This is a genomic window from Citrobacter sp. CK191 (genome assembly GCF_030333435.1).
Lineage (GTDB): Bacteria > Pseudomonadota > Gammaproteobacteria > Enterobacterales > Enterobacteriaceae > Citrobacter_B > Citrobacter_B koseri.
In genome coordinates this window covers 798,989-813,157 of the sequence record NZ_JAOWFX010000031.1, presented here as the reverse complement: position 1 = coordinate 813,157, position 14,169 = coordinate 798,989, and the positions used below count along the sequence as shown (strand labels likewise).

The 14,169-nt window shown below is 58.4% G+C and carries 8 protein-coding genes; 2 read left to right on the top strand and 6 right to left on the bottom strand.

Going from position 1 to position 14,169, the window contains the following annotated elements; all coding sequences use genetic code 11:
• Positions 1-109: 109 nt before the first annotated feature.
• Complete coding sequence (locus OGV82_RS15495; protein ID WP_024130296.1) at positions 110-1,501, bottom strand: NarK family nitrate/nitrite MFS transporter; 1,392 nt, start codon at positions 1,499-1,501, stop codon at positions 110-112.
• Positions 1,502-1,860: 359 nt separating this feature from the next.
• Between OGV82_RS15495 and narX the strand changes: the two genes are divergently transcribed.
• Positions 1,861-3,657, top strand: coding sequence for a nitrate/nitrite two-component system sensor histidine kinase NarX (gene narX, locus OGV82_RS15490; RefSeq protein WP_049010662.1), 1,797 nt, complete (start codon positions 1,861-1,863; stop codon positions 3,655-3,657).
• Positions 3,650-4,300 carry a two-component system response regulator NarL gene (gene narL / locus OGV82_RS15485; RefSeq protein ID WP_012132179.1) on the top strand — a complete coding sequence of 217 codons (651 nt, stop codon included), beginning with the start codon at positions 3,650-3,652 and terminating at the stop codon, positions 4,298-4,300. The genes narX and narL overlap by 8 nt, the downstream gene beginning before the upstream one ends.
• On the opposite strand, the gene OGV82_RS15480 is transcribed toward narL, so the two are convergent.
• The 5 genes from OGV82_RS15480 to ntrB form a co-directional block, all read right to left on the bottom strand.
• Positions 4,301-5,707, bottom strand: coding sequence for a YchO/YchP family invasin (locus OGV82_RS15480; protein WP_101744137.1), 1,407 nt, complete (start codon positions 5,705-5,707; stop codon positions 4,301-4,303). It abuts the gene before it with no gap.
• 94 nt (positions 5,708-5,801) lie between these two features.
• Positions 5,802-8,414, bottom strand: a complete 2,613-nt coding sequence (locus tag OGV82_RS15475) for a nitrate reductase (protein ID WP_101744136.1) — start codon at positions 8,412-8,414, stop codon at positions 5,802-5,804.
• Complete coding sequence (nirB, locus tag OGV82_RS15470) at positions 8,411-12,478, bottom strand: nitrite reductase large subunit NirB (RefSeq protein ID WP_101744135.1); 4,068 nt, start codon at positions 12,476-12,478, stop codon at positions 8,411-8,413. The genes OGV82_RS15475 and nirB overlap by 4 nt, the downstream gene beginning before the upstream one ends.
• A gap of 9 nt (positions 12,479-12,487) precedes the next feature.
• Positions 12,488-13,276, bottom strand: coding sequence for an ABC transporter ATP-binding protein (locus OGV82_RS15465; protein ID WP_012132175.1), 789 nt, complete (start codon positions 13,274-13,276; stop codon positions 12,488-12,490).
• A 10-nt stretch (positions 13,277-13,286) separates the two neighbouring features.
• Entirely contained in the window at positions 13,287-14,168 is an 882-nt protein-coding gene (gene ntrB, locus OGV82_RS15460; RefSeq protein ID WP_012132174.1) for a nitrate ABC transporter permease, read from the bottom strand.
• Position 14,169: the final 1 nt, after the last annotated feature.

Here is a 14,169-nt window from a genome sequence, read left to right as displayed (position 1 = left end):
TTCTGACAAACCAGCGCTGTTTATTTATAAATAAGTATGTTGTAACTAAAAACAGGCCAAAAAAAGCGCGGTCTAACGCCGCGCAATGGATAATCAAACAATTACTTTTTTATTTTTTAGAATGACGTCCGTATACCGCCCAGGTGATGACTACGCAGGCGATATAGAAAATCAGGAACACTTTCATCGCATCGACCGGTGAACCGGTTAATGCCAGAGATGTCCCGAATGCTTTCGGAATAAAGAAACCGCCGATTGCGCCAATCGCAGAGATAAAGCCCAATGCGGCTGCGGTATCAGTCGCGGCTTCACGCAGCGCTTTCTCTTCAGAGCCCCCTTCCGCTTTAACCCTGTCCATCGTCAGCTTGCGGAAAATAACGGAGATCATCTGGAAAGTAGACCCACTACCCAACCCGGCAGTCAGGAACAGCGCCAGGAAGACAACGAAGAAGGCGATAAAGCTGCCGCCCTGGCCGTTAGAAGGCAAGGTCAGGAACAGTAAGGCGCTGAAAATCGCCATCAGTACAAAATTAACCAGCGTCACCCGCGTTCCGCCCAGACGGTCGGAAATTGCCCCGCCCGCAGAACGGGCCAGCGCGCCGATTAACGGGCCGAAGAAGGCATAATGCAGGATCTGTACTTCCGGGAACTGCGTTTTGGACAGCATCGCAAACCCGGCGGAGAAGCCGATGAATGAACCGAACGTCGCCAGATACAGCAGGCTCATCATCCACAGGTGCCCACGTTTAAGTACCGGCAACTGATCTTTCAGCGAAGCCTTCGAGGTCGCCAGCTCATTCATACCGAACCAGGCGGCCAGGGTGAAAATGGCCAGGAACGGCACCCAAATCCAGGCGGCGTTCGCCAGATACAGCTGCGAACCGTCCGGCTGTTCCACACCGTGACTGCCAAATACGGCAAAGACAGACAACGAGACCACCAGCGGCGCGACCAGCTGCATAACGCTCACGCCCATGTTGCCTAAACCGCCGTTCAGACCCAGCGCACCGCCCTGTTTCTGTTTTGGAAAGAAGAAGCTGATGTTAGCCATGCTGGAAGCAAAGTTCGCGCCGGCAAAACCGCACAGCAGAGAAATCAGAATAAAGGTGCTAAACGGCGTGGAGGTGTCCTGCACGGCAAAACCTAACCATACGCAAGGAATGACCAGAATCCCGGTGCTGAACGCCGTCCAGCGGCGGCCGCCAAACAGAGGAACCATAAAGGAGTACGGCACACGCAGTAATGCGCCAGAAACAGACGGCAAGGCGGTCAGCATGAACAGCTGATCGGTGGTGAAGTTAAAACCGACCTTCGGTAAATTCACCGCGACGGCGCTGAATAACATCCATACACAAAACGCCAGCAGCAAACAGGGGACGGAAATCCACAGGTTGCGGCTGGCAACACGATGACCACGCTGTTCCCAGAAAGCGGGATCTTCCGGCCGCCATTCTGTGATTACAGCTCCAGATGCCCTTTCGGGGGCAGATGAGTGACTCATAGACACCTCTGTTACTCGATTCGATGTCTGCCACATTAGGGTTTACAGCCGGGGGTAAGTTGATATAAATCAAAGGAAAAGCCGTCATTATTCGCGGCTAAAAATTATCATGCCCCTTAGTGAGTAGGCTTTGTCGACAAAAAAGATGTGGTTTTTCACGGTGCTGTATAACCCTACCCCCCGGCTTCGCGATCCCCTCCCACCACCAGCAATTAAGAGGTAACTCGTTATAGGTATGGGTATACTCCAGGGTATGGCTGAGAATAACGTCACTGTCGAAACGCCCCTCGGTGAGCATCCCGGCAGAATCGTCATTCATTAAGGTTTCCTGAGCAGGAAGCCTGAAGGAAGAAGTCTACATGTTTAAACGTTGTCTCTCTCCACTCACGCTGGTCAACCAACTGGCGCTTATTGTTCTCCTGTCCACCGCTATCGGTGTGGCGGGCATGGCTATCTCTGGCTGGCTGGTTCAGGGCGTACAAGGCAGCGCCCATGCGATCAACAAGGCCGGTTCGCTGCGTATGCAGAGCTATCGCCTGCTGGCAGCAGTGCCGCTGAGCGCCCACGACCAAAAGCTGCTGGATGAGATGAAACAGACGGCGTTCAGCCCTGAACTGACCCGCGCTGCGGAACGCGACGGGCAACAAGAGCAGCTTCGCGCACTACAGGACTACTGGCATACGGAACTGGCGCCAGGGCTGCAACGCGCGCAGGACAGAAACGCCGTTGCCGGCGATGTTATGCGTTTTGTCACCGGTCTGGATCGGTTAGTCACCGCCTTTGATCACACGACCGAGCTGCGCATTGAACGCGTGGTGATGGTGCATCGGTTAATGGCCATCTTTATGGCGCTGCTGTTCGTCTTTACGATCATCTGGCTACGGGCGCGCCTGCTGCAACCGTGGAAACAACTGCTTTCGATGGCGCGAGCCGTCAGCCAGCGCGACTTCACCCAGCGGGCGCATATCAGCGGGCGCAATGAGATGGCGATGTTAGGCTCAGCGCTCAACAACATGTCAGAAGAGCTGGCCGAAAGTTACGCCGTACTGGAACAACGCGTGCAGGAAAAGACGGCCGGGCTGGAGCATAAAAACCAGATCCTCTCATTCCTGTGGCAGGCCAACCGCCGCCTGCATTCCCAGGTGCCGCTGTGCGAGCGCCTCTCCCCGGTGCTGAACGGCCTGCAAAACCTGACGCTGCTGCACGATATTGAACTGCGGGTTTATGACCTGGAAGATGAAGATAATCATCAGGAGTTCACCTGCCAGTCCGACAGCAGTTGTGATGACAAAGGGTGCCACCTCTGCCCGCGCGGCGCGCTGCCCGCGATCAACGGCGGCACCACGCTGAAATGGCGACTTACCGATGCCCATACGCAATACGGCATTCTGCTGGCGACGCTGCCGCACGGGCGCCATCTGAGTCACGATCAGCAGCAGATGATTGATACGCTGGTCGAGCAATTGACCGCTACGCTGGCGCTGGACAGAAATCAGGAACGCCAGCAACAGTTGATTGTGATGGAAGAGCGTGCCACCATTGCCCGCGAACTTCATGATTCTATTGCACAATCGCTCTCCTGCATGAAGATGCAGGTCAGCTGTCTGCAAATGCAGGGCGCGACGTTGCCGGAAAGCAGCCGCGAGTTGCTCAGCCAGATCCGCAACGAACTGAATACCTCCTGGGTACAGCTACGTGAACTGTTGACCACCTTCCGGTTACAGTTGACCGAACCCGGCCTGCGGCCTGCGCTGGAGGCGAGCTGTCAGGAATATAGCGCCCGATTTGGTTTTACGGTGAAGCTGGATTATCAGCTCCCGCCGCGACGGGTGCCGTCGCATCAGGCTATCCACCTGTTGCAAATTGCCCGCGAAGCGTTAAGTAACGCCCTCAAGCATTCCCATGCCGATGAGGTGGCCGTCGCCGTGGTGCAAAATGGCAATCAGGTCAAACTGACAGTAAAAGACAACGGCTGCGGCGTACCAGAAAACGCCGAGCGCAGTAACCATTATGGCATGATTATTATGCGTGACCGCGCGCAGAGCCTGCGTGGCGATTGTCGTGTACGCCGTCGTGAGACGGGCGGTACGGAAGTTGCTGTCACCTTTATTCCCGAAACAAACTTCACAGAAGTCCAAGGAGATACCCATGAGTAATCAGGAACCGGCTACCATCCTGCTGATCGACGATCATCCGATGTTACGGACCGGTGTTAAACAGCTTGTCAGCATGGCGCCCGATATTAGCGTGATCGGCGAAGCCAGTAATGGCGAGCAGGGTATTGAGCTGGCAGAGTCTCTTGATCCCGATCTGATCCTGCTGGATCTGAACATGCCGGGCATGAACGGTCTGGAAACCCTGGATAAGCTGCGTGAGAAATCACTGTCAGGCCGTATCGTAGTATTCAGCGTGTCCAATCATGAAGAAGACGTGGTGACGGCGCTGAAGCGCGGCGCAGACGGCTATCTGTTAAAAGATATGGAGCCGGAAGATCTGCTGAAAGCCTTACAGCAAGCGGCCGCTGGCGAAATGGTGCTGAGCGAAGCGTTAACGCCGGTTCTGGCCGCCAGCCTGCGGGCAAACCGCGCGACCTCTGACCGCGACGTGACCCAACTGACGCCGCGCGAACGCGATATCCTGAAGCTGATCGCCCAGGGACTGCCGAATAAAATGATCGCCCGCCGCCTGGATATCACCGAGAGCACGGTCAAAGTGCATGTGAAACATATGCTGAAGAAGATGAAGCTGAAGTCACGCGTCGAAGCGGCGGTATGGGTGCATCAGGAACGCATCTTCTGATTACTCCTCCGGGAGCAGCTTCCAGCGCGGATCGTTATCGGGCATCGCCATAAACGGTTCAGTCAGTGATAGCGTGATCTCATTGGAGGAGACACGCTGGCCCTGCTCATCTTCAACAACGACCGACAGCCGCCAGCGATTTGCCGCCCCTTCGCTGCTGTCCCAGGCCGGCATGATAATGGTCCAGCCCTCTGCGCTGTCCGCCTTCGCTCCTGCCGTCAGACTCAGCGCCTGCGTATCGCCCTGCCACGTCACATGACGAACGCCATGCCGACTGCGAATCTGCACCTTCAGCGGCACCGTCTCGCCAGGCTGGAGATCCCACGGCGGCGTCGCCAGAAAAACAGTGAGCGTTTTACGCTGACGGTACTCCATCGTCGGGAGATTATTGCGCTGCGGGTTATCATAGCGACTGCCGCGCAACGACTGACTCTCCGCCACTTCGCTGGCCGACAGCTGTTTGTTCAGCGGCACGCCAAAACGGTAGTTCAGGTTCAACCCCAGATTATTCTGGCTCACCCCGCTCTCGCCCTGTTTATGTTGCGCCGTTACCGTCACCAGCGGCACCGGCGTGTAATTAAGCCCCAGTTTTACCGCTACCGGATTATGGTATCCCGTGCCTGAGTCAAACAGATCCACTCGTTCGCCGAAATACTGTTCCACGCTGACGCTGGTGTTGAGGTGTTGATAAAACGGCATACGCATCTGCGCGGTAACATCGTAGCCGCGCGCCATACGCTGCTCTAAGGCGGTGGTCTGTTCATGCCAGGAAGCGAAAGGCTGGTAGTAATTGGCGGATAATCGCAGGTATTCGCCCCACGCTTCCGCGCCAAATCCCGCCCGTTGCAGATTTTCATCCAGCAGGTTGTCATAAAAAGTGTTGTACCCTAACAGCCAGCCGTCACGCGCCCAGCGTTGGCCGATGCCGACATTACTGACCAGGCCATCGTCCTGCTGAGTCAGCCCGAGTTGACTCCAGGTCAGATACCGCGTGTTGTCCTGCCAGGGAATAAACCAGCCCCCACGACTGCCGGTAAAGCTCCCTTCGTTATCAATCCTGAGATCGACACTCGCATTCCCCCAGGGCGAAAGCCAGGACTCCAGTTGATGATTCACCTGTTCACTCACGGCGTCCCGCACCTGGCCAAACGCAAACTGACGCGCCTGCTCGCCGGTATCCAGCCCATTGTCGGTCATGCTCGCTTCGCCAAAGGCTTTCACCATCTCAGCAAACTGTTTTTCACCTTCGTGTGACTCAGGCGTCATGCCCAAATCAGGTAAACCATCCTGGTTGTTATCGAAGGGATTTTCCGCCTGTTGAATAAACGAGGATTGCGCGCTGGCAGTACCGCCTGCCAGCAGCAAGAGTATGCAAAGGGAAAGAGGGCGATAAACAATACGGCTCAAATTGTCAGCTGCTTTTACATTAAACGAATGAAATCTCACACTTAACTAAAACCATAACGTTTCCATCCGCGTTTTGCAGCCCTTTATCGCATTTTCAGGAGAATCCCAGGCTTCCGGCGGATGCCGTTTGCGCCAGCAGCGCTTTCAGCTCCGGTATGCATGAGCCGCAGTTGGTGCCGCAGCGTAATGTTTTGCCCAGCGCCTGAACGGAGTCGCACCCTTGTGCGATAGCCTGCTGAATAGCACACTCCCCCACGCTAAAGCAGCTACAGATAATGCGTCCCTGGTCGGGCATCCCGCCGCCTGGTTTGCCGCTCAACAGGCCATGCCGTTCAGGGGCGTTTTCCGGCGGATGGCGGAACGCAGCAATCACCGCCGCATCGTCTGTTTCGGGTTTTATCGCATCTGACCAGAACCCCAGCATTAATTGCCCCGCCTGCCAGGCCAGAATGTTCAGCCCTTGCGGCGTCTGCGCGGTCTGCAATTGCCAGCGCTGTTCGCGGCACATCGCCAGCAACCAGTCGCGATCGTCACGATCGCTTGCGAGAGTGAAACGCGCCACGCCTTCCGCCGCTTTACGCCACCAGTGAACAAAAGGAGGAAAGGTTATCTCTTCGCGGATGAACAGTTCCCCCTGCCAGCGCGGCTGCCACGGCGTGATGCGCACCGCCGTTTGTTTACTTTCCGGCTGCCCTGATTGAGGATCGCAGACGGGCGCGACCAGCGCATTGACCCTTCCCTGACGGGCAAAGCGATTATTCCAGTGCATCGGCGTAAACGCCGTCCCTTCCCGCAAGCCGGCCTGAATCACCACTCTGGCGACCATTACCCCGCGCGAGGAGCTGATACGGCCAAATGCGCCATCCACCAGGTGAAAACGGGCGGCATCAGACGGTGAAACCTCAACAATCGGTTCGCTAATGTGCTGCATAAGCCGAACCACCGTTCCGGTTCGGGTCATGGTGTGCCACTGATCGCGCAGGCGACCGCTGTTTAAAATAAGCGGATAGAGCGCGTCACAGTGCGTTCTCATGCCCTCCGGTTCAACGGGCACCAGCCGCAGACGCTTATTGCGATGCCAGCCGCGAGCCAGGTCCAGCGCTCCGTGGTGACGGCTGACCGGCCAGCGGACAGGCGCCATTTCATCCCACGCCGCGCGGTTCAGATCCGCCAGCGCGCCAATATCAAACGCGCGGTCGCCGTCATTCTCAAACCCCGACAGCGCAGCGTGTTCCCGAAAGACATCCCACGCATCCTGCCAGGCGAATGCCTCGCCAAAGCCAAGTTGTTTTGCCATCTGCGCGACAATCCACCAGTCTGCTCTGGCCTCGCCGGGGGCGGTTAAAAATGCGCGCTGACGCGAGATGCGCCGTTCAGAGTTGGTGACGGTGCCGTTTTTCTCCCCCCAGGCCAGCGCCGGAAACCGGATATGCGCCAGTCGACTGGTATCGGTATCGGCCACCACCTCCGAGACAATGACCAACGGGCAGGCAGACAGCGCCTGACAGACGGCATGAGTGTCCGGCAGCGATACCGCCGGATTCGTGCCCATGATCCACACCGCCTTCACCTCGCCGCGCGCGATAGCGTCGAACAGATCCACCGCCATCAACCCTGGCGTCTGCGCCAGCCGCTCCGTGCCCCAGAAACGGGCAACCCGCGACAGATCCTGCGGCTCAAAATTCATGTGCGCCGCCAGCTGTGTCGCCAGCCCGCCGACTTCACGCCCTCCCATCGCATTTGGCTGTCCGGTCAGCGAAAAGGGCCCGCAGCCTTCCCGCCCGTATTTACCGCTGGCAAGGTGTACGTTAATGATCGCGTTACATTTATCACTGCCGCTGGCGGATTGGTTAATCCCCATCGTGTAAAGGGTGATTGCGCGCGGCGCGGTCAGAAAACCATCATAAAACCGGCGGATTTCCGCGGGTTCCAGAGCACAAAATTGCGCGACTCGCTCAACAGGCCAGCGGCTGGCGCGGGCAAACGCCGCCTGCGCATCATCAAAATCGACGTCATGTTCGCCGCTTGTCACGATGGCGTGCAGCAGCCCGACAAACAGCCCGCCATCGCTGCCGGGCGTCAGGGCAAGGTGCATATCCGCAATATCACAGGTGGCGGTGCGCCGGGGATCAATCACCACCACTTTCATGGACGGGTTCTCTTTTCGCGCCTGCACCAGGCGCTGATAGAGCACCGGATGCGTCCACGCCGCGTTCGAGCCGACCAGAATCACCAGATCGCTGCGCTCTATATCTTCGTAGCTGCATGGCACCACATCCGCGCCAAACGCGCGTTTGTAGCCCGTAACGGCTGACGACATGCACAGGCGCGAGTTGGTATCGATATTGGCCGCACCGATGAATCCCTTCATCAGTTTATTCGCCGCATAGTAGTCTTCCGTCAGCAGTTGTCCCGAGGCGTAGAAAGCCACCGACGTTGGGCCATATTGCGCGATGATGCTGCGCAGGCGCTCGCCCGCCGTGTTCAGCGCCTGCTGCCAGCTTACCGTTTCACCGTTAACCTGCGGGTGTAATAACCGTCCGGTCAGTCCGGTGGTTTCTCCCAGCGCGGCGCCTTTCACACACAGTCGCCCAAAATTGGCCGGGTGATCGGGATCGCCCTGAACCGTGACGCCCTGTTCGCTGACGCGGGCGATCACCCCACAGCCGACGCCGCAGTAAGGGCACGTTGTCCGGGTTTCATTCATGACGCCTCCGCGCGCAGCAGTAGCGCCTGATTCCCTACCCATACCTTGCCCGCTTCGACTTTCACCGGCCAGGCGCGCACAACGGGCTCACCGCTGTCATACTGCCGACCATCGCGCAGGCGAATACGCTGTTTGTAGAGCGGTGAAATGACAACGGGCTCACCGCCGGCATCCCCCAGAATTCCCCGGGAAAGCACGTTTGCGTCGCTGCCGGGTTCATGGTTATCAAGGGCGTAAATCGTCTGACCAAAGCGGAACAGCGCAATTTGCAGGTTGCCTAGACGGGCACCAATGCCCGCCTGCTCGGGGATCTCCTCCAGTTGACAAACCTCCTGCCAGGGTTTTGTCGGCAGGATGGCTCTCGCTGGCGCCGCCGGTTTCGCCAGCTGCGGCTGTCCACGTAGCATCTGGCGCGCTACGGCTTCATCCGGTTCGTCACCGTTCACGCTGGAGCGGAACAGCGCCAGACGCTGCGGATCGTTCAGCGTGGTTTGCCATTCACACTGGTATGTTTCCACAATCCGCGCCATCTCCTGTTCAAGCTCGTCGCCGATACCCAGACTGTCGTGTATAACCACCTCGCGCAGATAGTCGATGCCCCCTTCAAGATTATCCATCCAGGTGCTGGTGCGTTGCAGGCGATCGGCGGTACGGATATAGAACATCAGGAAGCGATCCACGAATTTAATCAGCGTGGCGTCATCCAGATCGCTGGCGAACAGATCCGCATGACGCGGCTTCATACCGCCGTTTCCGCAGACATACAGGTTCCAGCCCTTATCGGTGGCGATCACGCCAACGTCTTTCCCCTGCGCTTCGGCACACTCGCGGGTACAGCCGGAGACCGCCATTTTGATTTTGTGCGGGGCGCGCAGTCCCTTGTAGCGGTTCTCCAGCGTGACGGCCAGACCGGTTGAATCCTGAACGCCATAGCGACACCAGGTTGACCCGACGCAGGATTTCACCGTGCGCAACGACTTCCCGTAGGCGTGCCCGGTTTCAAAACCGGCGGTAACCAGATCGCGCCAGATATCCGGCAGTTGTTCGAGGCGCGCGCCAAACAAGTCGATACGCTGCCCGCCGGTAATTTTGCTGTAGAGCTGATAACGTTTGGCGATTTCGCCAATGGCGATCAGCCCATCCGGCGTCACCTCGCCTGCCGCCATGCGCGGTACGACGGAATACGAACCGTCTTTCTGGATATTGGCAAAATAACGATCGTTGGTGTCCTGCAACGGCAGATGCGCAGGTTTTAGCAGATACTCATTCCAGCAGGAGGCCAGCACCGAGCCCACCAGCGGTTTGCAAATCTCACAACCATGCCCGCGACCATAGCGGCTAATCAGTTGCTCAAAGGTGTGGATGCGGTTCACCCGCACCAGGTGGTAAATCTCCTGTCGCGAGTACGCAAAGTGTTCGCAGATATCCTTTTTAACCTCCACGCCCTGTGCCGCCAGCTGGAACTCCATCACCTGTTTCACCAACGCGCTGCACCCACCGCAGCCGGTTGCCGCTTTGGTGCACTGCTTGATTGCGCCCATCTCCGTTGCGCCCGCGCTGACCGCCTGACAAATATCTGCCTTGCTGACGTTATGACAAGAGCATATTTGCGCGCTGTCCGGTAATGCCGCAACGCCCAACGCTTTCGGCGCGCTGCCCGCCAGTGCAGGTAAAATCAGCGATTCCGGCTGTCCGGGCAGCGCCATACCGTTAAGCATCATTTGCAATAACGTGGCGTAATCCGCCGCATCACCCACCAGCACGCCGCCCAGCAGCGTCTTGCCGTCCGCGCTGACCACAATTTTTTTGTAGATTTGCTCCGGGCCATGCGTCCACTGATAGCTTTGCGCGCCTGGCGTGCGCCCCTGCGCATCGCCGAACGAGGCCACATCCACCCCCAGTAATTTGAGTTTGGTGCTCATATCCGCCCCGCTGAACGCCGCATCTTCACCGGCCAGCTGCGCTGCCGCCACGCGCGCCATCTGGTAGCCCGGCGCAACCAGCCCAAACACCCTGCCGTCCCAGAGCGCACATTCACCGATGGCAAAAGCATCCGCGTCAGAGGTCAGACAGTGGTTATCAATACACACCCCGCCGCGTTCTCCGATACGAAGTCCGGCGCCGCGCGCCAGCGCATCCTGCGGGCGAATACCGGCAGAAAACACCACCATATCCGTCTCCAGACGCTCACCATCCGTAAACACCAACTGTAACCCTTGCGGGGTGGAGTCAATTTCCGCAGTGGATTTCGAGGTATGCACGCTCACGCCCAGCGCCTCGATTTTTTCACGCAGCATCGCCGCGCCAGCGTTATCAAGCTGAACCGCCATTAAAGATGGCGCGAACTCGACAACATGCGTCTCCAGCCCTAATTGCCGCAAGGCGTTCGCCGCCTCCAGCCCCAACAGCCCGCCGCCAATTACCACCCCACGGCGAGAGTGTTTTGCCTTCGCGGCAATCGCATCCAGATCGTCCAGCGTGCGATAGACGAAACACGCCGCCGAATCACCGCCTTTCACTGGCGGAACAAAGGGATATGATCCGGTTGCCAGCACCAGTTTATCCCAGTGCGTTTCATGTCCGCTGGCGGTGCGAATAACGCGGGCATCCCGATCGATCGCCGTGACGCATTGCGACAACCGCAGCTCAATACCGTGGCGGGCAAAAAAATCGCCTTCCACCAGCGAGAGCGATTCTGCGCTGCGCCCGGCAAAATACTCCGACAGATGAACGCGGTCATAGGCGGCATAACGCTCTTCGCCAAAGACCACAATCTGATAGTCAAGATGCAAATTGCGGCTAACGCATTGCTCAAGAAAATGGTGGCCAACCATACCGTGTCCAACAACAGCCAACGTGGGTTTTGTCATAGTCACCTGTCCTGCAGCCGCAGGCTGCGTATCAAATCTGTCGAATAACCAGTCAGGATTCGCCGACGCAGCCTGCGCCAGCAAATCAGTCAACGGCGCAGCGCTGCGGCAATCGCCCATCAGCAGCACCCCCTGTAACCGTCCATTGCGGATCAGCAGACGACGGTAATGGCCGCTCAGCGGGTCAAATGTGCGCAGCAGGTCATCACCTGCCGTAGCGTTTACCTCCCCGGCGCTGAACAGATCGATGCCCGTCACCTTCAAACGCGTACCGCTGTCCTGCCAGTGAAAATCAGCGCCGGGGATTCCCGCCAGGCGGGCCGCCAGCACCTCCGCGTGCGCCAGACAGGGCGCGACCAGCCCCCAGGTCTGGCCGTCGATTTCACAGCACTCGCCTATCGCGCTGATCCCCGCCACCGCCGTGCGCAGTTGCCCGTCCACCACAATTCCACGCTGACAGGGCACCCCGCTTGCCTGCGCCAGCGCCGTATTGGGTTTTACGCCAGTGGCAATCACCACGCGCGTTGCAGACAGCACGCAACCGTTCGGCAACGTGACGTCATCAGGCGTAATCCTGTCGATACCGGACGACAGCACGCAGTCAATCCCGCGGACGGCAAGGTGTTCCGCCAGCAGTTCCCCGGCCTGCTCATCAAGCTGTTGCTCCATGAACCGATTGCCACGATGAATTAACGTGACATTGTCACCTTTTAGTCGCAGCGCGGCGGCTGCCTCGACCCCAAGCACACCGCCGCCCAGCACGGCAACCGGCCCGCAGCCATGCAGGATGCTGTCCACATCGTTAATCGTGCGAAAAGCATGCACATGGGGTAAATCAGCGCCGGGGATCGGCGGAATAAACGGAACCGAGCCGGTGGCAAACACCAGCGCATCCCACGCCAGCGTTCGACCGGTGGTGGTGGCCGTACGCGCTATCGCGTCAACGGCGATGACGGCTTCCCCCGTCAGCACCGTGACGCCGTGGCGCTGATACCACTCAGGCGGATGCAGCAGCGTCTGCGCAAAGCGCTTTTCGCCGCCCAGTACGGGCGAAAGCTGAATGCGGTTATACGCATGCTGCGGTTCTTCCCCCACCACGGTTATCGTGAAGGCCTGCGGCGCCTGCGCCAACAGCGCCTCCACCAGACGGGTGGCGGCCATCCCATTGCCGATAATGACCAGTCGCTGCGTCATACCGCCTCCCTACGCCGCCTTCGGCTGCTTTTCGTAGAGGAAGTGAAGAATCTGCTGGCGCAACTGGTGGTATCGGCTGTCGTCAGCCAGCTGCACGCGATTACGCGGGCGAGGAAGCGTGACGGGCAAAATGTCGCCTACCGTCGCCGCCGGGCCGTTGGTCATCATCAGCACGCGATCGGAGAGCAGCACCGCTTCATCCACATCGTGGGTAATCAGCACAATGGTGGTATTGAGCGACTGCTGGATTTGCATCACCGTGTCCTGCAAATGCGCGCGCGTCAGGGCGTCCAGCGCGCCAAACGGTTCATCCATCAGCAGCACTTTGGGTTTCATCGCCAGCGCCCGGGCGATGCCGACGCGCTGCTTCATCCCCCCGGACACTTCTCCCGGATGCTTGTGCATAGCGTGCCCCATTTGCACCCGTTCAAGATTGTGTTCAATCCATTCCCGACGCTCTGTTTTCCCCATCGTGCGGCGAAAGACCCGATCAACCGCCAGCGCAACGTTATCGAAGCAGGTCAGCCACGGCAGCAGCGAGTGATTCTGAAAGACCACCGCTCTTTCCGGCCCCGGCCCGGCGATTTCCCGGTTGTCGCAAATAAGCCCCCCGTCGGTAGGGAGCGTAATTCCGGCAATCAGATTCAACAGCGTCGATTTCCCGCAGCCGGAATGCCCAATAAGGCTGACGGTTTCACCTTCATGAATGTCGAAAGAGACGTTTTGCAACGCCAGAAACTCGCCGCTGGCGGTAGAAAAACGCTGACTGACGGCCTGTACCTGAATTAACGGTTTCATGGTGTTCCCCTTATTTTTCCTGCCAGCTAAAACGACGCGCCACCAGCATTAAGCCCTGCTCCAGCAGCAGGCCAACCACGCCGATGATGACGATAGCGATGAGAATGTTTTCCACATTGAGGTTGTTCCACTCGTTCCAGATCCAAAAGCCAATGCCGAGACCGCCGGTGAGCATTTCCGCCGCCACAATCACCAGCCAGGCGATGCCGATAGACAGGCGTACGCCGGTCAGCACCGCAGGCAGAACCGCCGGAAAGAGAATACGGCGCATCACCGTCCATTCCGGGAGTTGCAGGACACGGGCAACGTTAAGGTAATCCTGTGGGATGCGGCGCACGCCTTCGGCGGTGTTGATCACCATCGGCCAGATAGAGCAGATAAAAATGGTCCAGCTTGATGCCGGTTCCGCTTTCTGAAACAGCAGCAAGCCAATTGGCAACCAGGCCAGCGGGCTGACCGGTCGCAGCAGCGCGATCAGCGGGGTAAACATGCGTGAGAAAAAGGTGAACCGGCCGATCAGGAAGCCAAGCGGGATACCCACCAGCGCCGCCAGCCCAAAACCAATCGCCACGCGCTGTAGCGACGCCAGCACATTCCAGCCAATCCCCATATCATTAGGCCCACCGTTATAAAACGGGTCGGCAAACAGCGTCAGCGCGGAATCAAGGGTGCTGAGCGGCGTCGGGAAGCCTTTGCTGTTAATGGCTGCCAGTTGCCAGCCCACCACCAGCAGCGCCAGCCCCAGCAATGCGGGAACGGTCCGCTGCGCCAGCGTTCGCATCAGATGCGACAACGGCGGATTACGCCTGCGCACCGTAACGGGCGGCAGCGTAATCACTTCACCGGCGGCGGGTTCAGGAATGCGTCTTTGCGCGTTTTGTACTGTTTTCATG